The sequence below is a fragment of the Kocuria sp. JC486 genome, from assembly GCF_011602805.1.
Lineage (GTDB): Bacteria > Actinomycetota > Actinomycetes > Actinomycetales > Micrococcaceae > Kocuria > Kocuria soli.
Map to the genome: position 1 here is coordinate 60,035 of NZ_JAAOZS010000011.1, position 22,050 is coordinate 82,084.

The 22,050-nt window shown below is 68.2% G+C and carries 21 protein-coding genes and 3 tRNA genes; 17 read left to right on the forward strand and 7 right to left on the reverse strand.

Going from position 1 to position 22,050, the window contains the following annotated elements:
• The first annotated feature begins 99 nt into the window (after positions 1 to 99).
• From cysD to GWK18_RS07495, 6 genes are all read left to right on the forward strand, one after another.
• A complete protein-coding gene (gene cysD / locus GWK18_RS07470; protein WP_167739366.1) occupies positions 100 to 1,041 on the forward strand; it encodes a sulfate adenylyltransferase subunit CysD in 942 nt (313 codons plus the stop codon).
• Between the two features lie 54 nt (positions 1,042 to 1,095).
• Entirely contained in the window at positions 1,096 to 2,463 is a 1,368-nt protein-coding gene (locus GWK18_RS07475) for a GTP-binding protein (RefSeq protein ID WP_348535880.1), read from the forward strand.
• Complete coding sequence (locus tag GWK18_RS07480; protein ID WP_123826028.1) at positions 2,464 to 3,684, forward strand: ABC transporter substrate-binding protein; 1,221 nt, start codon at positions 2,464 to 2,466, stop codon at positions 3,682 to 3,684. It abuts the gene before it with no gap.
• Positions 3,681 to 4,523 (forward strand): ABC transporter ATP-binding protein, encoded by an 843-nt coding sequence (locus GWK18_RS07485; protein WP_233568848.1) that lies wholly within the window; start codon positions 3,681 to 3,683, stop codon positions 4,521 to 4,523. The genes GWK18_RS07480 and GWK18_RS07485 overlap by 4 nt, the downstream gene beginning before the upstream one ends.
• Positions 4,513 to 5,436, forward strand: a complete 924-nt coding sequence (locus GWK18_RS07490; protein ID WP_123826026.1) for an ABC transporter permease — start codon at positions 4,513 to 4,515, stop codon at positions 5,434 to 5,436. Before GWK18_RS07485 ends, GWK18_RS07490 begins: the two co-directional genes overlap by 11 nt.
• Before the next feature lie 111 nt (positions 5,437 to 5,547).
• A complete protein-coding gene (locus tag GWK18_RS07495; RefSeq protein ID WP_123826024.1) occupies positions 5,548 to 6,951 on the forward strand; it encodes an FAD-dependent oxidoreductase in 1,404 nt (467 codons plus the stop codon).
• 120 nt (positions 6,952 to 7,071) lie between these two features.
• Here GWK18_RS07495 and GWK18_RS07500 read toward each other — a convergent pair whose 3' ends face one another.
• Both GWK18_RS07500 and GWK18_RS07505 read right to left on the reverse strand, forming a co-directional pair.
• A complete protein-coding gene (locus GWK18_RS07500) occupies positions 7,072 to 8,424 on the reverse strand; it encodes a D-arabinono-1,4-lactone oxidase (protein WP_166834322.1) in 1,353 nt (450 codons plus the stop codon).
• A gap of 96 nt (positions 8,425 to 8,520) precedes the next feature.
• Positions 8,521 to 8,871, reverse strand: a complete 351-nt coding sequence (locus tag GWK18_RS07505) for a metallopeptidase family protein (RefSeq protein ID WP_348535881.1) — start codon at positions 8,869 to 8,871, stop codon at positions 8,521 to 8,523.
• Positions 8,872 to 8,920: 49 nt separating this feature from the next.
• Here GWK18_RS07505 and GWK18_RS07510 point away from each other — a divergent pair.
• From GWK18_RS07510 to GWK18_RS07520, 3 genes are all read left to right on the forward strand, one after another.
• Positions 8,921 to 8,993, forward strand: a tRNA-Glu gene (locus GWK18_RS07510).
• A gap of 162 nt (positions 8,994 to 9,155) precedes the next feature.
• Positions 9,156 to 9,229, forward strand: a tRNA-Asp gene (locus GWK18_RS07515).
• A gap of 51 nt (positions 9,230 to 9,280) precedes the next feature.
• A tRNA-Phe gene (locus GWK18_RS07520) sits at positions 9,281 to 9,353 on the forward strand.
• A 72-nt stretch (positions 9,354 to 9,425) separates the two neighbouring features.
• Here GWK18_RS07520 and GWK18_RS07525 read toward each other — a convergent pair.
• Both GWK18_RS07525 and GWK18_RS07530 read right to left on the reverse strand, forming a co-directional pair.
• On the reverse strand, positions 9,426 to 10,298 hold the full coding sequence (locus GWK18_RS07525) for a hypothetical protein (RefSeq protein WP_166834324.1): 873 nt from the start codon (positions 10,296 to 10,298) through the stop codon (positions 9,426 to 9,428).
• Positions 10,299 to 10,305: 7 nt separating this feature from the next.
• Positions 10,306 to 11,112: an exodeoxyribonuclease III gene (locus tag GWK18_RS07530; RefSeq protein WP_123826018.1), complete on the reverse strand. Its 807-nt coding sequence runs from the start codon at positions 11,110 to 11,112 to the stop codon at positions 10,306 to 10,308.
• 338 nt (positions 11,113 to 11,450) lie between these two features.
• Between GWK18_RS07530 and GWK18_RS07535 the strand changes: the two genes are divergently transcribed.
• Positions 11,451 to 12,653, forward strand: coding sequence for a putative glycoside hydrolase (locus tag GWK18_RS07535; RefSeq protein ID WP_166834325.1), 1,203 nt, complete (start codon positions 11,451 to 11,453; stop codon positions 12,651 to 12,653).
• A gap of 9 nt (positions 12,654 to 12,662) precedes the next feature.
• Here the strand turns inward: GWK18_RS07535 and nadE are convergent, their stop codons facing one another.
• Entirely contained in the window at positions 12,663 to 13,484 is an 822-nt protein-coding gene (nadE, locus tag GWK18_RS07540) for an ammonia-dependent NAD(+) synthetase (RefSeq protein ID WP_123826014.1), read from the reverse strand.
• A gap of 109 nt (positions 13,485 to 13,593) precedes the next feature.
• On the opposite strand from nadE, the gene GWK18_RS07545 reads away from it, so the two are divergent.
• The 7 genes from GWK18_RS07545 (at position 13,594) to GWK18_RS07575 (ending at position 19,669) form a co-directional block, all read left to right on the forward strand.
• The gene (locus GWK18_RS07545; protein WP_123826012.1) at positions 13,594 to 13,992 is read left to right on the forward strand and encodes a TOBE domain-containing protein; all 399 of its coding nucleotides are present in this window, start codon (positions 13,594 to 13,596) and stop codon (positions 13,990 to 13,992) included.
• Positions 13,989 to 14,813 (forward strand): molybdate ABC transporter substrate-binding protein, encoded by an 825-nt coding sequence (gene modA / locus GWK18_RS07550; RefSeq protein ID WP_348535882.1) that lies wholly within the window; start codon positions 13,989 to 13,991, stop codon positions 14,811 to 14,813. The genes GWK18_RS07545 and modA overlap by 4 nt, the downstream gene beginning before the upstream one ends.
• Before the next feature lie 113 nt (positions 14,814 to 14,926).
• The gene (locus tag GWK18_RS07555; RefSeq protein ID WP_166834352.1) at positions 14,927 to 15,706 is read left to right on the forward strand and encodes an ABC transporter permease; all 780 of its coding nucleotides are present in this window, start codon (positions 14,927 to 14,929) and stop codon (positions 15,704 to 15,706) included.
• Entirely contained in the window at positions 15,703 to 16,359 is a 657-nt protein-coding gene (locus GWK18_RS07560; RefSeq protein ID WP_166834327.1) for an ATP-binding cassette domain-containing protein, read from the forward strand. The genes GWK18_RS07555 and GWK18_RS07560 overlap by 4 nt, the downstream gene beginning before the upstream one ends.
• Before the next feature lie 63 nt (positions 16,360 to 16,422).
• On the forward strand, positions 16,423 to 17,952 hold the full coding sequence (locus GWK18_RS07565) for a CoA-acylating methylmalonate-semialdehyde dehydrogenase (RefSeq protein WP_166834329.1): 1,530 nt from the start codon (positions 16,423 to 16,425) through the stop codon (positions 17,950 to 17,952).
• Complete coding sequence (gene mmsB / locus GWK18_RS07570; RefSeq protein WP_123826006.1) at positions 17,949 to 18,875, forward strand: 3-hydroxyisobutyrate dehydrogenase; 927 nt, start codon at positions 17,949 to 17,951, stop codon at positions 18,873 to 18,875. The genes GWK18_RS07565 and mmsB overlap by 4 nt, the downstream gene beginning before the upstream one ends.
• Positions 18,876 to 18,886: 11 nt before the next feature.
• A complete protein-coding gene (locus tag GWK18_RS07575) occupies positions 18,887 to 19,669 on the forward strand; it encodes an enoyl-CoA hydratase (protein ID WP_123826004.1) in 783 nt (260 codons plus the stop codon).
• Between the two features lie 82 nt (positions 19,670 to 19,751).
• Here GWK18_RS07575 and GWK18_RS07580 read toward each other — a convergent pair whose 3' ends face one another.
• On the reverse strand, positions 19,752 to 20,267 hold the full coding sequence (locus GWK18_RS07580; RefSeq protein ID WP_123826002.1) for a MarR family transcriptional regulator: 516 nt from the start codon (positions 20,265 to 20,267) through the stop codon (positions 19,752 to 19,754).
• Positions 20,260 to 22,038 (reverse strand): AMP-binding protein, encoded by a 1,779-nt coding sequence (locus GWK18_RS07585; protein ID WP_166834331.1) that lies wholly within the window; start codon positions 22,036 to 22,038, stop codon positions 20,260 to 20,262. Before GWK18_RS07585 ends, GWK18_RS07580 begins: the two co-directional genes overlap by 8 nt.
• Between the last annotated feature and the right edge of the window lie 12 nt (positions 22,039 to 22,050).

Here is a 22,050-nt window from a genome sequence, read left to right on the forward strand (position 1 = left end):
GGCAACCCCGTACAGGCCCCGTACCGCGGGGCTGCAGCCTCGAGGCAACCCACGAATTCCCACCTGACCCATCGGGCTTAGACGCCAGGAGATCTCATCATGACGCAGACGCCGCAGACGGCCGTGCGTGAACACCCCACGGGGACCGGCGAGCAGTCCGCCCTGGACGCGTTGGAATCGGAGTCCATCCACATCATTCGTGAGGTGGTGGCCGAGTTCGACCGGCCGGCCATGCTGTTCTCCGGAGGCAAGGACTCGGTGGTCATGCTCCACCTGGCCGCCAAGGCCTTCTGGCCCGCCGCGATCCCGTTCCCCGTGCTCCACGTGGACACCGGGCACAACTTCCCGGAGGTCCTGGAGTTCCGCGACCGCACGGTCGAGCGCCTCGGGCTGCGGCTCGTCGTCGCCAGCGTGCAGGACTACATCGACGACGGCCGCCTCACCGAACGCCCCGACGGCACCCGCAACCCCCTGCAGACCGTGCCGCTGTTGGACGCGATCATGGACAACAAGTTCGACGCCGTGTTCGGCGGTGGCCGACGGGACGAGGACAAGGCCCGCGCCAAGGAGCGCATCCTGTCCCTGCGTGACGAGTTCGGCCAGTGGGACCCGCGTAACCAGCGCCCGGAGCTGTGGAACCTCTACAACGGGCGCCACACCGCCGGTCAGCACGTCCGCGCCTTCCCGATCTCCAACTGGACCGAGCTGGACATCTGGCGCTACATCGAACGCGAGAAGATCGATCTGCCGCCCATCTACTTCGCGCACGACCGCGACGTGTTCCGGCGTGACGACATGTGGATGGCCGTGACGCCCGTGTCCCAGCCCAAGGAGACGGAGCCGGTCGAGGTGCAGAAGGTCCGCTACCGCACCGTGGGCGACATGTCCTGCACGGGCGCGGTGCTCTCCGATGCGGATTCCGTGGACCGCGTGGTGGCCGAGGTGGCCGTGTCCACGCTCACGGAACGCGGGGCCACCCGCGCCGATGACCGCCTCTCCGAGGCCGCCATGGAGGATCGCAAGAAGGACGGGTACTTCTAAATGGGCGCCCAGACCCAGCCAACGCACGCCCCAGCAGCTTCGACGGAGACCTCTGTGACGGACACCCCCACGATCGACCCCGGATCGCTGTTCCGCTTCGCCACCGCCGGTTCGGTGGACGACGGCAAGTCCACCCTGGTGGGCCGCCTGTTGCACGACGCCAAGGCGATCCTGGCCGACCAGCTCGAAGCGGTCACCAGGACCTCCGAGGAACGCGGCTTCGGTGGCGGCTCCGGTCGGATCGACCTGGCCCTGCTCACCGACGGCCTGCGCGCCGAGCGGGAGCAGGGCATCACGATCGACGTCGCCTACCGGTACTTCGCCACGGACCGTCGCTCCTTCGTGCTCGCGGACTGCCCGGGGCACGTGCAATACACCAAGAACACCGTCACGGGCGCTTCGACCGCCGACGCCGTCGTGTTGTTGGTCGACGCCCGCCACGGGGTGGTCGAGCAGACCCGCCGCCACCTGGCCGTCACGGCGTTGCTGCGGGTTCCCCACGTGATCGTGGCCGTGAACAAGATCGACCTGGTCGACTACTCGCAGGAGCGGTTCGACCAGATCGCCGCGGACATCACCCGCGTCGCGCACACCTTGGGCGTGGAACAGCTCAAGGTCGTTCCCGTGAGCGCACTCGAAGGTGACAACGTCGTCGATGCCTCCGAGCACACCCCGTGGTACACGGAAGGTTCCTACGACGGCCGCCCCCTGCTGCGGATCCTGGAGGAACTGCCCACGGTGGACGAATCCGGTTCGGGTGAGGCACGGGCCTTCCGGTTCCCCGTGCAGTGGGTCATCCGCCCGCAGGGTGGCGTGGCCCAGGGCGTGGATGCGGAGGCCACCCGCGACTACCGCGGATACGCCGGTCAGATCGCCTCCGGCACGGTGGCCGTCGGTGACAAGGTCGTCGTTCTGCCCTCGGGTCGCACGACGACGGTCACGGGCATCGACGTCGCCGGGACGGCCGCCACGGTGGGCGGGGCGTTCCCCGGGGAACAGCTGCAGGAGGCCGCGGCACCGCGATCGGTGACGCTGCGCCTGGCCGATGAACTCGACGTCGCCCGCGGCGAACTGATCGCAGGCGCCAGCCCCGAACCCCCGGAGGCGGTCCAGGACTTCACCGCCCGACTCGCCTGGCTGGGGGCCAACCCGCTGCAGCCCCGTGCCCGCGTGCTGCTCAAGCACGGCACGGCGACCGTGCAGGCCATGGTCACCTCCGTGGAAGGCCGGGTGGACCTGGACACGATGGAGCTCACGGAGGCCACCGGGCTCGAACTCAACGACCTGGGAACCGTGACCCTGCGAACCGCCTCACCGCTGCCGCTGGACGACTACTCGGACCTTCGCCGGACCGGTGCCTTCCTGCTGATCGATTCCCAGTCCGGGAACACGCTGGCCGCCGGTCTGGTCGGGGAGAGCTGAGTGGCCCCGGACCCCACGCCACCCGCAGACGCCCGGGAAACCCTCCGTACCGAAACCCGCACCGCAGGTGGCAACCAGCGGCGGCCGGGACGCCGTCGTCGGATCGGGTGGCCCGCCGTGCTGACCGGGCTGGCGGTGCTGTGCGTGCTGACCGTGACCGCCACGGTGCTGCGCGCCAACGGGACACTGGACGCCATCGAGGACGCGAACGTCCAGACCTCCGACGCCGAATCGGTCACCCTGGGGTACTTCGGCAACCTGACCCACGGCCCCGCGCTCGCGGGCGTCGAGAAGGGCTACTTCGAGGAGGCCCTGGGGGACACCGAGCTGAAGACCCAGGTGTTCAGCACCGGCCCCACCACCATCGAGGCCATGAACTCCGGTGAGGTGGACATCGCCTTCATGGGGCCCAACCCCGCGATCAACTCCTTCGTGCAGTCCGGGGGCGAATCGGTGACCATCGTGGCGGGAGCGACCTCGGGTGGGGCGCAGTTCGTCGTGTCCGACGACGTCTCCGGCGAGGACGACCTGGCCGGCCGGACGTTCGCGACCCCCGACTTCGGCGGTACCCAGGACGTGGCCCTGCGCGTGTGGCTCGAGGAGCAGGGCTACGAGGTGGACACCGGATCCCCGGATTCCGTCTCGATCACCCCGATGCCCTCCGGGCAGGCCTTGCAGACCTTCCGACAGGGTTCGATCGACGGCTTCTGGGGCCCCCAGCCGTGGGTGACCCGGATGCAACAGGAAGAGGGCGGAAAGGTCCTGGTGGACGAACGCGACCTGTGGCCCGACGGTCGGTACCCCACGACCGTCCTGGCCGTGCGCACCGAATTCCTCAAGGAGCACCCCCAGACCGTGGAGAAGCTGCTGAACGGGATGGAGGACTCGGTGGAGTACCTCAACACCGCGGAGACGACCGAGGCGGTCGAGACCCTCAACGACGGGTTGGAGGGCGCCCAGACCGAACCGCTGGAACCCGAGACCATCGAGGCCTCTCTGGAAGCGATGGAGTGGACCACGGATCCCATGGAATCCGCCTATCCCACCCTGCTCGAGAACGGCGTGAAGGCCGGGACCACGGAGGACGCCTCCCTGGACGGGTTCGTGGACGACACGTACCTCAACACCGTGCGGGAACAGCGCGGACTGGACCCGGTTGGTGGCGACGCCGCGGCGGCCGCCGTGCCGTCGTCGTCGGGAACCCGGAAGGAGGCCGCGTGAACGCCTCAACCGCGATGACCCGGGCAACACCACAGGGGACACCCCGCGAGACGTCCGCGCCGTCGGCCGCTCCGGAGGCCGTCATCCGCCTGGAGAATCTGGGCAAGACCTTCGTGGCCGAGGACGGCCCTGTCCTGCAGAACCTGGACCTGACGATCGAACGAGGTCAGTTCGTGGCGCTGCTGGGTGCCTCCGGCTCCGGCAAAACAACACTGCTCAACGTCGTCGCCGGTCTGGAGGAACCCACCGAGGGTTCGGTGACCGCTCCCGCGCAGGGGGCGGCCATGATGTTCCAGGACTCCGGCCTGTTCCCCTGGCTCACCGCCGGCAAGAACGTGGAACTGGCGCTGGAGCTGGCAGGGGTGGCCAAGGCCGACCGGACCGACCGGGCCCGTGAACTGCTGGAGCTGGTGCGTCTGCCCCACGTGGCGGACAAGCGCCCCCACGAACTCTCGGGTGGCATGCGGCAACGCGTGGGGTTGGCCCGCGCCCTGGCGCAGGAGCGGGAGGTCCTGCTCATGGACGAACCCTTCTCCGCGCTGGACGCCATCACCCGCGACCTGCTGCAGGACGAGGTCCTGCGGATCTGGGAGGTGACCGGGCGGACCATCGTGTTCATCACCCACAACGTTTCGGAGGCCGTGCACCTGGGGCAGCGGGTGCTCCTGCTGTCCTCGCGTCCCGGGCGCATCGTCCAGGAATGGGACACAGGCCCGTGGAAGGACCCCGCCTCCTACGGCTTCGAAGCCGGGGGCCAGTCCCGCGAGGAGACCCTCGACGAACTGACGCGCACCATCACACACCGGCTGAGGGAGGAGATCGGTCGCCATGCCCGCTGACGCTTCTTCCGTCACCCGGACCCGCTCGGACCAGGCCGGACAGAACCCCGACCAGGAACCGCGGGACAACGCAGCCGCCCTGGCGGGTCTGGACGCCCTCCAGGCCGGTGGCGGTCCCCGACGTTCCCGGGGTGAAATCTTCCGCACCCGAGTGGCCCCGCCGCTGATCGCGCTGCTGGCCGCCGTCATGGTGTGGCAACTGGTCGTGGCCCTGGTGGACCCCCGGCCGGACATCATGCCCGGCCCGCTCACGGTGGGCCGCCAGGTGTGGGCCTCCGTCCTGGACGGGAGCCTGCCCGGCGCTCTCGCCACCTCCCTGTGGCGCGGGGTCAGCGGCTTCCTGATCGCCGTCCTGGTGGCCACACCCTTGGCGCTGCTGATCGCCCAGTGGGCCGGTCTGCGCAGCGCCATCGGGCCCCTGATCACGGGCCTCCAGGTGCTGCCGTCCGTGGCCTGGGTCCCCGCCGCGATCGTGTGGTTCGGACTCTCGGACGCCACCGTGTACTTCGTGGTGCTCATGGGCGCGATCCCGTCGATCGTCAACGGCATGCTGTCCGGGATCGACCAGATCCCGCCGCAGTTGCTCAAGGCCGGGCGCGTCCTGGGAGCCGAGGGCTGGAAACTGGCCGCCAAGGTGGTCCTGCCGGCCGCCATGCCGGGCTACGTCGCCGGACTCAAGCAGGGGTGGGCGTTCTCCTGGCGCTCGCTCATGGGCGCGGAACTGATCGCAATCGGCGGATCGATCGGTTTCGGCCTAGGCTCGTTGTTGGCCCAGGGTCGTACGGTCTCCGACATGGCGATCGTGCTCACCGCGGTGCTCAGCATCCTGCTGGTCGGCATCGTGGTGGAACTGCTGTTCTTCAACCCACTCGAAAAGCGCCTTCTGCGCGGCCGGGGGCTCCTGGCCCGTTGAGTGGGTGACAGGCGAACGACGCGCGGCCACGGCCGCCGTCGTCGCCCCATGACTTTGTGAACTGATGTGTAAACCGGCCCCCTCACGGGTGGCCGAGAGGAGAGGAAACCAGTGGTAGAGACCACCCCGGGCAAGCGTCCCCTGCGAGTGGCTGTGATCGGTGCCGGTCCGGCCGGGATCTACACCGCCGATATGCTCACCAAGTCGGATGCGGTGAAGAACGGGGAGATCGAGGTGGCGATCGACCTGTTCGACCGCTACCCCACCCCCTTCGGGCTGATCCGCTACGGCGTGGCCCCCGACCACCCCCGCATCAAGGGCATCGTGAGCGCACTGCGTTCCATCCTGGGGCGCGGTGACATCCGATTCTTCGGCAACGTGGACTACGGAGCGGACCTGACCCTGGGGGATCTCAAGGAGCACTACGACGCCGTCGTCTTCTCCACCGGTGCCGTCAACGACGCCCCGCTGCAGGTCCCCGGCGTGGAACTGGACGGCGTCTACGGCGCTGCCGAGTTCGTGGCCTGGTACGACGGTCACCCTGACTATCCGCGCACCTGGCCGTTGAACGCCGAGAAGGTCGCCGTGATCGGCAACGGCAACGTGGCCCTGGACGTGGCTCGCGTGCTGGCCAAGCACGCCGACGACATGCTCACCACGGAGATCCCGGGCAACGTCTACCAAGGGCTCAAAGCCAACCCGGTCACGGACGTGCACGTGTTCGGCCGCCGCGGCCCCGCGCAGATGAAGTTCACCCCGTTGGAGCTGCGTGAACTGGCGAAGGTCCCGGACGTGGACCTGATCGTGCACGGCGAGGACATTTCCGAGGAGCACGTCGCCGAGGAAGCCGCCGGGGACAACAATCAGGTCAAGGTCATGCTCAAGACCCTGCGCAAGTGGCTCGAGGACGATTCGCCCAAGACGGCCTCCCGCCGCCTGCACCTGCACTTCTTCCAGCGTCCGGAAGAGGTCCTGGGAGAGGACGGCAAGGTGGTCGCCCTGCGCACCGAGCGCACCCGTTTGAACGACGACGGATCCGTCACCCCCACCGGTGAGTACTTCGACCACGAGGTCGGCGCGGTCTACCACGCCATCGGTTACCTGGGCTCACCGCTGGCGGAGATCCCGTTCGACCTGGAGCGGGGCGTGATCCTCAACGAGGAAGGGCGGGTTCTTGACCCCAACGGCGTGGTGCACCCCGGCGTGTACGCGACCGGGTGGATCAAGCGCGGGCCCGTGGGGCTGATCGGGGCCACCAAGTCCGATGCCCTTGAGACCATCACCCACCTGCTCGAGGACGTGCCCACCCTGGTCGGCGCCGAGCAGCCGGAGCAGGACGCCGTGATCGCGTCGATGGAGGCCAAGGGCATCCAGTTCACCACCTGGGACGGGTGGTTGCAGCTGGACGAGTACGAGCAGAGCCTGGGCGCCTCCTCGCACGACGCGGAGGGCAACCCCCGCGAACGGGTCAAGGTCGTGGAGCGCGACGAGATGGTGCGCGTCTCCCGCGCCTGAGCCACCCCTTCTGCGCAACCACCCCTTCTGCGCCGCCCTTAATGCGCCGAGTTCGGGGTTGTTCCGCCTATTCGACCGGATAGGCGGAACAACCCCGAACTCGGCGTGTGGGGTAAGACCTCAGATGCCCAGGAGTCGGCGCACGGGGTCGGTCAGGAAGACGCCGTCCGGATCAAGGTGCTCGCGGATGCGCAGGAAGTCCTCCCAGTGGGTGTACTTGGGGGCCAGGTCCTGGGCGTCAAGTGTGTGCCGGGTGCCCCAGTGGGGCCGGGCTTCATGGGCCATGAACACGGACTGCAGTTCGTCGAAGACCTCCGGGGACCAATTGCGCCAGAACTGCCGCACGGAGATCCACCCGGTGTACCGCCCGTGCGCTGGGGACATCCAGGCCTCCTCCGGCGCGGCGCAACGCACCGCCAACGGGAGACCCAAGTGCGGGGTCGTGCGTTCCAGGAGCTTCCGGACGTCCTTGAATGTGCCCGGGAGGTCTTCGATGGGCACGCCCCATTCCGTTTGTACGAATTTGACCGGCCGGGCCGAGGCGAAGACCTTGTAGGAGAGGTCCGTGAATCGTCGGGAGCTGGCCGCCAGGGTGTCGAGCCGGTTCAATCCCGGTACGGCCTTGGGCGCCCAGCCCGCCAGCCGGTTCAAACCCAGCGGGAGGCCGCGGCGGAGCACGGTGTCATCCATGCGGCGGACGGTCTGCGCCACCTTGGACCCCGGTTTGGACCATTCGTCCGGCAGCCGGTGCAGCCGGGTCAGGATGTGCGAATGTGCGGAGCCGTTCGAGGGAGACCAGAAGAACTCGAAGTGATCGGCCGAAGCCGTGCGCTCACCAAGAGCGTCCACCAACTGGTCAACCGGTTCCTTGAACTCCGCCGAGTGCAGCCGGAACGACGGTTCGCACTGGAAGGTCACGGCGGCGATCACCCCGATCACCCCCAGGCCGGCTCGTGCTGCCTGAAACACCTCGCGGTTCTGGGCTGGTGAGCACTCCAGGAATTCGCCGTCGGCGGTGACCAGGGTGAGGGCACAGACCTGACCGGACAGGGACGCGTAGCCGGTGCCGGTTCCGTGCGTGGCCGTGGAAATCGCGCCAGCGACCGTCTGGTGCAGCACATCGGGCAGGTTGGAGAAGGCCAGCCCCTCACCTTCCAGGATCTTGGCGGCTCGGATCAGCGTGGTCCCGGCCAGGAAGCGCGCCTGGTTGGTGCCCCGGTTGACCTCCAGCAGCCCGGTGAGTTCCGTCAGGTCCAGGCGGACGTCGCGGGGGGACGCCAGTTCGTTGAAGCTGTGCCCCGAACCCGCAGGGCGCAGGCCCAGGCCGGCGTCCCGCGCGGCCACGACGGTCTCGGTCAACTCCTCCATGGTCCGCGGCCGCACGGTCCGGACGTCATCCACCCGGTGTACGCGGTCCCAGGTGCTCCAGGTCTCCGCTTCCACCTCGGACGGCAAGCTGTGCGGCTGGTTCATGGTCGAGCCTCCCCTCCCTGCGGCATGGTCCATTGACGGTGCCGCCACGTCCCATCTTTGCACCCGCCGCACGTGAGATCGCTCAACAACCGCACCTCAGCCCCAACCGAGCTCGTGCAACCGGGATTCGGGGATGCCGAAGAAGTGCGCAATCTCGTGGACCACGGTCACGGTGATCTCGTGCACCAGTTCATCGCGCGTGGAACACATGCGTTCAAGCGGTCCCTGGAAGACGCGGATGGTGTCCGGCAAGGACCCCATCCAGGAGGAGTCGCGTTGGGTCAACGGCACCCCTTCGTAGAGCCCCAGCAGATGGGGGTCCGACGGCGGGGGTTCCTGCTCGATCAGGATCACCACGTTCTCCATCGCCCGGAACAGCTCGTCCGGGATCAGGTCGATGGCGTCGTCGACCGCCACCTCGAACTCCTTGCGCGAAAACCGAATCACACTCTCATTGTGAATGCTGGTACAGTAGGCGATCGTCCGAGAGGACAAGGCCCCCATCGTCTAGCGGCCTAGGACACCGCCCTTTCACGGCGGCGGCACGGGTTCGAATCCCGTTGGGGGTACTCGTTCAACAACCACAAGGGCGTTGAACCTGATCGACGGATTCGCACGCGAACAGCGTGAGGCCACCGCGATTTGCCTTCGGGGACAGTGCTGATGCTAGTATCTGACCTCGTTGGAAACGGCAGGAACCGCGTGAAGACGCGGATTTTGCCACCACACCAGGCCCTGTAGCGCAGTTGGTTAGCGCGCCGCCCTGTCACGGCGGAGGTCGCGGGTTCAAGTCCCGTCAGGGTCGCAAGGACGGCGTCAGCTCAGCTGAGGCCGTCTTGGCATCCCAAGGATGTCTGGCTCTGTAGCTCAGTTGGTAGAGCGTACGACTGAAAATCGTAAGGTCACCGGATCGACGCCGGTCGGAGCCACTGAGACCCCCGCGTAGCTTCTACATCGCGGGGGTTTCTTCGTGCCCGGGGACGTTTCGCGGCAGCCGGACCTCAGCTCGCGTGCTCCAGGTGCGCCAACGGCATCCACCGCGTCATCAGGCGCCGGAAAGCCACACCGGCATCCTCCACGTCGCCGTCTTCGATCATGTGCAGGGCGTCGTCCAGGTCCCGCGGACTCTCGTCTGGCTGGAGGCCGTCGGCGATCGAGCCGTAGTGCAGGCAGATCAATGCCGTGGGGGAGAACGCTCCCGCCCAGCGACTCAACCGGGACAGGTCTTCCCCCAGTTCCTGCAGGTCGTCGTTGCCCGAATGTGCCAGGACCTTCGCTCCCCAGGACGCGCGGCGGGCCGCGACGTCGGCGGGGACCGCCAGGCGGTGGGAGATCTCCCCGTCCTGGTCCAGGGGCGCCCGGTCCTCGTCGGAGAACAGCGCGAACCAGCTGACGGGAACGGTCCAGTCGGACTCCCGCGCGTACAGGGGCAGGAAGTGTTCGGGTTCCGCGGTGCGCCCCTTGTCGCGGATCTCGTCCTCGCTCAGCAGCAGGGTGATCAGCGGATGGGACTTCTGCTGTTCGGGAGGGGCCACCAGCTGCATGGTCCGGCGCAGCCTCTGCGGCGGGTGGTAGACGGGGAAGTCCGCGGCGTCGGACAGGAGTTCACGTCGGCCACGGGGCGCCGTCGAGAACGACAGGGTCCACAGCGCCTCGTTCGTGGGCGGCAGGGCACCGTCCTCCTGTGCGGCCAGGCGGGCCAGTTCCTCCGCAAGCTGGGTGGCCGCGCCGACTTCCGGGGACACCGCCGTGCGGACCAGGGGTGTGTAGACGTCGTCGAGGTCGCGGGCCGCGACGTACACCCGCAGGCTGAAGCGCTGGGACACCCCGGTGGCGCCCCGCCAAGCGGTTCCGGCGTTGAGCAGCGGTGCCATGTGTGGGTCAGTTCCCGACGTCGATGACCACGGGTGCGTGGTCGGAGGCGCCTTTGCCCTTGCGTTCGTCGCGATCGATCACCGCACCCGTGACCTTTGCGGCCAGCGCGGGGGAGCACAACTGGAAGTCGATCTTCATGCCCTCCTTCTTGGGGAAGCGCAGCTGGGTGTAGTCCCAGTAGGTGTAGACGCCGGGGCCCGGGTTGTGCTCCCGAAGCACGTCCACGAAACCGGTCTCCAGGAACGCGTTGAAGGCAGCCCGCTCCGGTTCGGAAACGTGCGTCATGTGGTTGTCCAGGAAGAACTGCATGTCCCACACGTCCTCGTCCCGCGGGGCCACGTTCCAGTCCCCGGCCAGCACGATCTTGGCCTCCGGGTCCTCCGCCAGCCACTGCCGGGCACGCCGGTTGAGGGTGTCCAACCAGTTGAGTTTGTACGGCATGTGCGGGTCTTCCAGCCCGCGCCCGTTGGGCACGTAGAGGGACCACACGCGCACGCCGTTGCAGGTCGCACCGATCGCACGGGCCTCCTGAACGGCCTCCTGGTCGCCCTTGCCGAAGGTGGGCTGGTCGGGGAAGGTGCGTTCGACGTCGTCGAGCCCCACGCGGGAGGCGATGGCCACACCGTTCCACTGGTTCAGCCCGAAGTGGGCCACCTCGTACCCCGAGAACTCGAAGACCTCCCACGGGAAGTTGTCGTCCTTGGCCTTGGTCTCCTGGATCGCCAGAACGTCCACGTCCGATCGGTTGAGCCAGCCCTCCACGCGGTCGGCACGGGCTCGGATCGAATTGACGTTCCAGGTGGCGATCTTCATGGGTTCAACCCTAGGACAGGTTTCCGCAGCGGATCGACGGACGCGGCAGCCTTAACGTTCGTCATCTGCCGACGCTCCACCGCGGCCGCGGCGGCACTCTTTCGGGGACGGTGCCCGTGTGGAGCGACGTAACGGATTCCCGGGCCGCCGGATCCGGGATAATCCAGGAGACGCGGCCGTACCGGCCCGCGGGACGCTCGGGGGAACTCGGCCGGCGGCCACTGGGGGTGGTCGGCGGTGAGTGGGCGTCGGGTCCACGCGTGATCGGCCGCGAGCAGGGGTGCTCGACGTGCCGGTGACGCAAATCAGGTGCCCACAGGCGCCGAGGGGGGGGAAGCATGTCTGCAGGATCGTCGGCGTTGGGGGTCGACGCGGAAGCCGAAGTGCACTCTGCCCGCGAAATGGCGGGCGGGCCGGCGCCCGTTGTCTGGGCTCGTCGGGCCGTGTCAGGAGCGCTCGGGGACGACGGCGACGACGTCGCGCGTTGGGCGTCACGGTGCCGAGTGGCCGTCGTCGATGCGTGGGACCTGGGAACCGCCGAGCGGTTCAAGGCACTCGCCCCGGACACCCGGATCCTGTGCCGCAAGCACCTGACGATGGCCGATCCCGCGGAGACCGGTCCGCGCACTTCCTCCGGGATTTCTTACGCGCGCGCCGAAGCCCACGGCGGATGGTTTGCCACCGACCGCGCCGGTCAACGCATCGGCTGGGACGAAGGCACGGGCCCCGTGCACCTCCGGGTCTGGGATCCCGAGTACCGGGCGGCGTGGGTTGATGCCGTGACGGCCGAGGTCCGGGACTCACCCTTTGACGGCGTCCTGGCCGTGGGCGATCTGGAAGCCACGCCGCCCCTGGATCTTCCGCTGCCGGACCTGGGCTCCAAGGGGCAGCAACGCGAAGCCGTGGACAACCTGATCCACGCCGCGGGGGCCGCACTGGTGGGGGACGGAAAGATCCTGGTGACCGCCTTGGGCGATGCGCGACGGTCGCCGGACCGGTGGTCCGGACTGGCCCGGTGGGGCGGGGTCCTCGAGCCGGGATGGATGAGCACGGTGGGCGGACGTCTGTTGGACCCGGGAACCGCGCGTCAGCAGGCCGATCGACTTTGCCAGGGGGAGGAACATTCTTTGCCGGAGGACGCCGTCGCGATTCTGCGCACCCCCGTCCCCGTCGACCTCGCGGAGGAGGCAGCCGAGGACCTGGTTCGCTACGGATTGGCGGCGTTCTGGGTGTTCGGCGGGGGCCGTGGCCTGTACGCAGCCACCTCACCCGACGGGTCACACAGTCACTGGATCACGGACATGCAATGGGACCTGGGGCTGCCCCTGGAGCCACCGTCCGTCGTCGTGAACCTGTGGTCCAGGACCTTCAGCGCGGGGTGGGTCGCCGTGAACCTTGCCAGCGACGGCCGACGACGACGCCACGTCACCCTGCCGACGGGCTACCTCCTGCCGGACGGCTCCCGACCGCCGGAGCAAGTGGTTCTGGGGCCGCACCAGGGCATGGTGCTGGTCCGCGACCCGGGAACCGTTCAGATCTGAGGGGCTGATTCACCGCCACCAGGTGTCGAGGATGCTGACCGGGGTGGTGCGCTTGTGCCGGGTCGCCGTCCAGCGGGCCTCGATCTTCTCCGCCACGGTGGGGTCGATGTCGCGTCCCTCGAGATAGTCGTCGATGTCGTCGTAGGCGATGCCCAGCTCGGTCTCGTCCGTCTGGCCGGGGGCGCCGTCCAGCAGGTCCGCGGTGGGGACCTTCGACCACACGGATTCGGTGCCGCCCAGGTGCTTGGTCACGGAGCGGATCTGGCGCTTGTCCAATCCGAACAGCGGCAGGACGTCCGCAGCGCCGTCGCCGAACTTGGTGAAGAATCCCGTTACGGACTCCGCGCCGTGATCCGTGCCGATCACCAGGAGTTTGCGCTCGCCGGCCAGGGCGTACTGGGCTACCATGCGGGCGCGAGCCTTCACGTTGCCCTTGTTGTAGTCGGTGATGTCCCGCCCGGTGGCACCGACGAACCCTTCCACCATGCCGTCCACGAACGGTCCGATGTTGAAGGTGACGGTTTCATCCGGCGTGATGAAACCCAGTGCCTTCTGGGCGTCGTCCTCGTCCTGTTGGACGTTGTACGGGAGCCGGACCGCCACGAACACCGCCTCCCGGCCTTCTTCACGCAGGCGTTCCGCCGCCAGCTGCGCCAGCCTGCCTGCCAGGGAGGAGTCCACCCCGCCCGAGATCCCCAGGACGAATCCGCCCGCGCCCGTGGCCTTGGCGTAATCGCACAGGAACTGGACTCGTTCCTCGGCCGCCTGGGCGGGATCGATGACGGGCTGCACGCCCATTTCCTGGACGATGGTGCTCTGCAGTTCACGCATGGGCTCATCGTATCGACGGTATGTTTCCTGCCCGCTACAGAGAGCCAAGTATCCGCAACTGAGGGCAAAAAGGTGGGTTTGGTGCCGCAAGTGCGGATATGGTGCAGCCATGAGTCTTCTTCCGGTTGCCGATGCGGCCCATTTCCTGGGCGTCAGTGACGACACCGTCCGCCGCTGGATCTCCTCCGGGCGGTTGACCGGTTCCAAGGGGCCGTCCGGGCAGACGGTGGTGGACGGGGTGGAACTGGCCGAACTGGTCAAGAAGCAATCGGTGCACCCGGCCGATCCCACGGGTGTGATGAGTTCTGCGCGCAACCGCTTCGTGGGCCTGGTGACGTCGGTGACCTCGGACAAGGTCATGTCCCAAGTGGAGCTGCAGTGCGGACCGCATCGCGTCGTATCTCTCATGAGCACGGAAGCCGTCGAGGATCTCGGGCTAGTACCCGGGTCGGTGGCCACCGCGGTGGTCAAGTCCACGAACGTCATGGTCGAGGTGCCGGGGGCGTGAGCCGTCACGGACACGGCAGGGATTCCGCCGGGAGGTTCGGCTGGGCCCAGCTCTCCGGGGCGACGACGGCCGTGGGGGGAGCGGCGGTCATGGCATTGGCGCTCTCCGGCTGCGGAACGGGTGGCGGGGGCGGAGCCTCGGGAGAGAGCACGACCCTGACCGTTTACGCGGCCGCATCCCTCACCGAATCCTTCGAGGATCTGGCCGCACAGTTCGAGGAGGACCACCCCGGGGTGGACGTCCAGCTGAACTTCGGGGGTTCCTCCACCCTGGTGACCCAGCTCCAGGACGGCGCCCCGGCGGACGTGTTCGCCTCCGCCGACCGAGCGAACATGGACAAAGCCGTTGACGCAGATCTGATCGACGGCAGCCCGAGCATCTTTGCCGGCAACACCCTGACCGTCGCCGTCCCGTCCGGAAACCCGGCGGGGGTCACTTCCTTCGAGGATCTGGCGGGGGACGACGTCGACGTCGTCGTGTGCGAAACCCGTGTGCCGTGCGGGACCGCCACGCAGAAGATCGAGGACCTGACCGGAGTGACGCTCGACCCGGTCAGCGAGGAGAGTTCGGTGACCGATGTGATGGGCAAGGTGACCTCCGGGCAGGCCGATGCCGGGGTGGTCTACCGCACCGACGTGAAGGCCGCCGGGGATTCGGTGGAGGAGGTCGAGATCGACCGCGCTGACCAGGTGGTCAACGAGTACCCGATCGCCACGGTCAAGTCCGCCGGGAACGCAGACCTGGCCCGGGAGTTCATCGAGCTCGTGGAAGGTCCTGATGGACAGGCGCGGCTCGCGGAGGAAGGCTTCCGTTCACCGTGACCACGGAGACCTCGAACGCCACGGGCGGACGGCGCGGGAACCGGGTCGGCCGGGAGCACGGCGGTGCCGCGTGGAGTCGCGCTCGTCCTCGTCGACCTCGGCCTCACACGGCCCTGCCCTGGTGGGTGATCCTCCCGGCCGTCATCGGGGCGCTGGTGGTTGCGGTCCCCGTCCTGGGGCTGGTGGTGCAGGTCGACTTCGCTGGATTCTGGCGGTTGATCAGTTCGGAGTCATCGGTGGCGGCGCTCTGGCTGAGTCTGCGGACGGCGGCCGCGAGCACGGCTCTGTGCATCCTGTTGGGCACCCCACTGGCGCTCGTCCTGGCGCGGTCGGATTTCACCGGAAAGCGCCTGGTGCGTTCCCTGATCCTGTTGCCGCTGGTGCTGCCGCCCGTGGTCGGCGGCATCGCGCTGCTGCATGCCTTCGGTCGGGCCGGCCTGGTGGGACGGTACTTCGAGGTCTTCGGATTCTCCGTGGCCTTCACGACCACCGCCGTCGTCCTGGCGCAGACCTTCGTGTCCTTGCCGTTCCTCGTGGTCGGCCTCGAGGGAGCCTTGCGCAGCGCCGGTACCCGGTACGAGGGCCTCGCGGCAACGCTGGGCGCGGGGCCGGGGACCGTGTTGCACCGGATCACGCTGCCGCTGGTCCTGCCCGGACTGGCCTCCGGCGCGGTGCTCGCCTTCGCCCGGAGCCTGGGGGAGTTCGGGGCCACGCTGACCTTTGCCGGCTCCCTGCAAGGGGTCACTCGCACGCTTCCGCTGGAGATCTACCTCCAGCGTGAGACGGACCCGGCCGCTGCGGTCGCGTTGTCGTTGGTCCTGGTCGCGGTGGCCGTCGCCGTCGTCGGGATTTCGGCCCCGCGTGCCTTCTCTGTGGGCGGGAGGCCAGGATGACCCTGAGCTTCCGTGTCCGGGTCGAGGACCGCGGGGTCGACGTCGCCCATGACCTGCCCCTCGGGCGAACGCTCGGCATCGTCGGCCCCAACGGGATCGGGAAATCCACCGTGCTCGAAGTGCTCGCGGGACTGCTCGCACCGCCCTCGGGGCACGCCCGAGTGGGGCCTCGGGTCCTCTTCGATCTCGACGACGACGGCCGGGGCCAGTGGGTGCCGCCGCATCAGCGAGGAGTGACCCTCATGGCCCAACGGCCACTGTTGTTCCCCCACCTGTCCGTGCTGGACAACGTGGCGTTCGGGCCCCGGTCACATGGGGCGTCCCGCAAGGCGGCGCGGGAGGCAGCAGGCGATTGGTTGGCTCGGCTCGATGCCGACCGGTTCGCCGCGCGCAGGCCCGACTCCCTCTCCGGCGGCCAGGCGCAACGGGTGGCGCTGGCCCGGGCGCTCGCGGCCGAACCGGAGGTCCTCCTGTTGGACGAACCCTTGGCCCCGGTGGACATCGAGGGCAAAGCCGATCTGCGGCGATTGCTCGTGGACGTCCTGGGGGAGCGAACAGCCGTGGTGGTCAGCCATGACCCCTGGGACGTCCAGGCGCTCGCGGACGAAGTGCTCGAGATGGGACCCTTCCCAAATAGTAGGAAGTCCAACTAAGGTGTGCTCCAGGACACACCAATTGCGGTGTGGAACGTGATCCAGTGACTCAGGAGCCCTTGCATGACCAGGACACTCACGCACTACAGCGGTGGAGCCCACGTCGAAGGCACGTCCGGCCGCTTTTCGGACGTCTACAACCCCAGCACCGGTGAAGTTCAGGCGCGGCTTCCCCTTGCCGACGCGGACGAGGTGCGCGCCGTCGTCGACACCGCGGCGCAGGCGCAACCCGCCTGGACAGCGACCAGCCCGGCCAAGCGGGCTCGGATCCTGAGCCGCTTCGTCGACCTGGCGGAGCGGGACATGGAGGAACTGGCCCAGCTGCTGTCCTCCGAACACGGCAAGACCGTCCCGGACTCGAAGGGCGACATCCGCCGCGGTCTGGACGTCATCGAATTCGCGGTCGGGGCACCGCACCTGCTCAAGGGCGAGTTCTCCGATTCGGTGGGTTCGTCCATCGACACCTACTCGATGCGCCAGCCGCTGGGCGTGGTCGCGGGGATCACCCCCTTCAACTTCCCGGCCATGATCCCGCTGTGGAAGTGCGGACCCGCGATCGCTGCGGGCAACGCCTTCGTTCTCAAGCCCTCGGAACGCGACCCCTCCGTGCCGCTCAAACTTGCCGAGCTGTGGACGGAGGCGGGGCTCCCGGCGGGCATCTTCAACGTGGTCAACGGGGACAAGGAGGCCGTGGACACGCTGCTCGACGACCCCCGCATCAAGGCTGTCGGATTCGTGGGCTCCACGCCCATTGCGCAGTCCATCTACGAGCGCGCGGCGCACAACGGCAAGCGTGCCCAGTGCTTCGGTGGAGCCAAGAACCACATGATCGTCATGCCGGACGCGGACCTGGACCAGGTGGCCGATGCCCTGATCGGCGCGGCCTACGGTTCCGCGGGCGAACGCTGCATGGCGATTTCCGTGGCGGTCCCCGTGGGGCAGGAAACCGCGGATGCTCTGGTGGCCACACTGACCGAACGCACCAAGAGCCTCAAGGTCTCGCATTCCTTCGACGACGACGCCGACTACGGTCCGCTCGTCGGTCAGGACGCCCTGAACCGGGTGACCGAGTACGTCGGGATCGGCGTGGAGGAGGGGGCCGAACTCGTCGTCGACGGGCGCGGTTTGACGGTCGAGGGCCACGAAGGCGGGTACTTCATGGGGCCGTCGCTGTTCGACCACGTGACTCCCGAGATGCGGATCTACAAGGAAGAGATCTTCGGGCCGGTGCTGTGCGTGGTCCGGGCCGCCGACTACGAGGAAGCCCTGGCGCTGCCCACCGATCACCAGTACGGCAACGGCGTCAGCATCTTCACCCAGAACGGGGACGCGGCCAGGGACTTCGCCTCCCGCGTGGACGTCGGCATGGTAGGGGTCAACATCCCCATTCCCGTCCCGATCGGCTACTACACCTTCGGCGGGTGGAAAGCCTCCGGGTTCGGGGACCTGAACCAGCACGGGCCCGATGCGTTCCGGTTCTACACCAAGACCAAGACCGTGACCTCCCGGTGGACCACCCCCAACGCGGAGACCGTCCTGGCCACGGACCGGGCCAAGTCCAGCTTCCACATGCCTTCGGGAGACCAGTCATGACCAGCACCGTTGCATTCATCGGACTGGGCAACATGGGCGGCCCCATGGCGGGCAACCTGGTCGCCGCCGGGCATCGCGTGATCGGCTACGACCTGTTCCCGGAGGCACGTGAAGCTGCAGCCGGGCGAGGGGTCGAGGTCGCGGAGACCGGTGCGGCCGCGGCGGCCCAGGCCGACGTCGTCGTCACCATGCTCCCCAGCGGCCGGCACCTGATCGATGCTTACCAGGGTGAACTCCTGGCGGCAGCCCCGGCCGGAACACTGTTCCTGGACTGTTCCACGGTCGACGTCCACGACGCCCGCGCTGCTGCAGACCTCGCCCGGGCGGCCGGGCACCGCCCCGTCGACGCCCCTGTCTCGGGTGGTGTGGTCGGCGCCGAAGCCGGGACGCTGACGTTCATGGTCGGTGCGGACCAGCCCGAGGCCGATGCCGTGTGGCCGTTCCTGGAGGTCATGGGGAAGAACCTTGTCCATTGCGGTTCCTCGGGGGCGGGCCAGGCCGCGAAGGTCTGCAACAACATGATCCTGGGCGTCTCCATGATCGCCGTCTCGGAAGCCTTCGTGCTCGGGGAGCGGCTGGGGCTGAGTCACCAGGCGCTCTACGACGTCGCGGCTCACTCCTCCGGACAGTGCTGGGCGTTGACCGCCAACTGCCCCGTGCCCGGTCCGGTGCCGACCTCGCCGGCCAACCGGGACTACCAGCCCGGTTTCATGGGTGCGCTGATGTCCAAGGACCTGGGGTTGGCCGTGGAGGCCATCGCCTCCACGGGAACCGCGGCGCGGATGGGCCCGCTGGCGGCGGAGATCTACGCGGCCTACACGGAAGACGGTGGAGCGAGGACGGACTTCTCGGGAATCATCAACACCATCCGGGCCGGTTCCGGCGATGCGGAACCGGCAGCTGACCGAGGCGAGGAGGCCTGAGCATGGCGGGCATGACTGAGGAGACCTATCAGAACATTCGGGTGGAGACTCGCGAGCGGGTCGGCGTCATCACCGTGGACCGCCCCAAGGCGTTGAACGCCCTGAACTCGGACACCATGCACGAGGTGGTGGCCGCGGCCCAGGCGTTCGACGCGGACCCGGGCATCGGAGCGATTCTGCTGACCGGGTCGGAGAAGGCCTTTGCGGCGGGTGCGGACATCAAGGAGATGGCCTCCCAGAGCTACGCCGACGTCTACCTGTCCGACTGGTTCGCCCACTGGGACAACTTCACCCGCGTGCGCACGCCGGTGATTGCCGCCGTGTCTGGTTACGCGCTCGGCGGCGGGTGCGAGTTGGCGATGATGTGCGATCTGCTGATCGCGGCGGACACCGCCCAGTTCGGGCAACCGGAGATCGACCTGGGCGTCCTGCCGGGAATGGGTGGATCCCAGCGACTGACCCGAGCGGTGGGCAAGGCCAAGGCCATGGACATGATCCTGACCGGACGTCGCATGGGGGCTGAGGAGGCCGAACGCTCCGGTCTGGTCTCCCGGGTGGTCCCCGCGACCGAACTCCTGGATCAAGCCTTCGAGGTCGCCCGGACCGTCTCCACCCGCTCCCTGGCAGCCTCCGTTGCGGCCAAGGAAGCGGTCAACGCGGCCTTCGAGACCACGTTGGCCCAAGGTGTCCTGTTCGAACGCCGCGTGTTCCACGCGGCCTTCGCCACGGAGGACCAGAAGGAGGGCATGGCGGCCTTCGCCGAAAAACGGACGCCGGACTTCAAACACCGCTGAACCAGCCCCCTCACCGCCGAGCCCTCGCGAAACTCACGCATCAGCACCTGATGGGCGAGTTTCGCGAGGGTTCGGCGGTGAGTTACTCCCCGAAGTCGCCCGCGGAGTGGCGGAAGGTCTTCAGCGCGCTGTAGACGGCCTCGAGGTCCGCTGGTGACATTCCCACGTCCTCGAACACGGCGTTGAGGCCTGGCGTGACCGCGGAAACCAGGTCCCGGCCGGCGTCGGTGATCTCGACCAGTCGCCCGCGGCCGTCGTTCGGGTCGGCCACGCGCCTGACCAGTCCCGCGGCCTCCAGGCGGTCGACCGCGTTGGTCACCGACGTCGGGTGGACCTGCAGTCGCGCGCTGGCCTTGCTCATGGGTAGGGCACCGGAGCGGGTGAACTGCAACAGCGCCAGCAGCTCGTACCGGGAGAACGTCAGTCCGTGCGGGCGCAGGGCCTGGTCGATGCGGGTCAGAAGGATCTGATGGGCCCGGAAGATCGCGGTGACCGTGGCCATCCCGGGGGCGGCATCCTTCCAGCCGCGTTGCTCCCAGTTCCGCCGGGCTTCGTCGATGGGATCGCCCGCACCCGGGCCTGACGTGGTGTCATTCATTGCTGCTGGTCTTGAGCAGATCGCCGTCCGTGTACTCCTGGCCGGCGGTCGCCACGCCTCCGTCGTCGTGAATCTCGGTCTCTCTGCGGCGCAACTCTACGCGGCGGATCTTCCCGGAGACGGTTTTGGGCAGCTCGAAGAACTCAAGACGCCGGATCCGCTTGTACGGTGCCAGCCCGTCGCGGCAGTGCTGCAGGATGCTCCGGGCCGTCTCCTCGTCCGCCGCGAAACCCTCCACGAGCGCCACGTAGGCCTTGGGCACGGCCAGTCGCATGGGGTCGGGCGAGGGGACGACGGCGACCTCCGCCACCGCCTCGTGCTCGATGACCACGGACTCGAGTTCGAACGGTGAGAGCCGGTAGTCGGAGGCCTTGAACACGTCATCGGCGCGACCGACGTACGTGATGACCCCGTCCTCGGTGCGACTGACCACATCGCCCGTGTGGTAAACGCCGTCCCGGAAAGCCTCTGCGGTTCGTTGTTCGTCCCCCCAGTACCCGGGGGTCAGGCCCACCGGGCGGGGATGGAGCCGCAGGCAGAGTTCACCTTCGGTTGCGCTCTGCTCGCCCGTGGCCTGGTCGATCAGCACGACGTCGTACCCCGGCAAGGCGCGTCCCATGGATCCGGGGACCACGGGCTGGCCCGGGGTGTTGGCGATCTGCAGGGTGGATTCGGTCTGTCCGAACCCGTCCCGGATCTGCGCGCCCCAGGCACGTTCGACCTTTGCGATGACTTCCGGGTTCAACGGTTCCCCGGCCGCCACCAGCTTGGCCGGAGGTGTCTTCAGTTGCGTCAGGTCGGCCTGGATCAGCATGCGCCACACGGTCGGGGGAGCGCAGAAGCTGGTGACGCTTTCCTGATCCATCTGCTGCATGAGGGCCTTGGGGTCGAAGCGTCCGTAGTTGTAGAGGAAGACCGTGGCCTCGGCGATGAACGGCGCGAAGAAGTTCGACCAGGCGTGCTTGGCCCAGCCGGGTGACGCGACGTTCAGGTGAACGTCGCCGGGCTCCAGGCCGATCCAGTACATCGTGGAGAGGTGCCCCACAGGATAGGAGGTGTGGGTGTGCTCCACGAGCTTGGCCTTGGACGTGGTCCCGGACGTGAAGTAGAGCAGCAGGGTCTCGTCCGCCGCGGTGGGCTCTGCCAGCCGGAACTCCTCCGGGGCGGTGTGGGAATCCGCCCAGTCGAACTGGGGGTGCTGGTGGTCGCCGTCGTGTCCCGGCACGGGTTCACCGGTGGACTGGCCCACGCTGATCACGGCGAAATTCCCCGGCACCGCATTGAACTTGGGGGCTTGGGCGGCGCTGGTGATCACCCACGACGCACGGCCGCGTTCGGTCCGGTCCGCAAGGTCGGTCGGACCCAACATGACAGTGGTCGGGATGATGCGGGCCGCCAGCTTGGTGCAGGCCAGCATGGCTTCCCACAACTCGACCTGGTTGCCGAGCATGAGCACCACGTGGTCCCCGCGCCGGACACCGATGCCGTCCAGCCAAGCGGCCAGCTGGGTGGAACGCCGGGACAGGTCGCGGTACGTGCGTCGGGTCGCCGAGCCGTCCTGCTCCACCAGGACCAGGGCCTCCTGGTCTCCACGGGGGCCGGCGGCGATCTGGTCGAACCAGTCGTAGGCAAAGTTGAAGTGCTCGAACCGGGGCCATTCGAACTCACGGTGAGCGGCAGCCAGATCCGTGCGCAGTGACAGCAACTGGTCGCGTGCCGCGCGGAAACGTTCGGTGACGGTGTGGTTGCTCTCGGTGCCCTGAGTGGTCATGTGCGTGCTCCT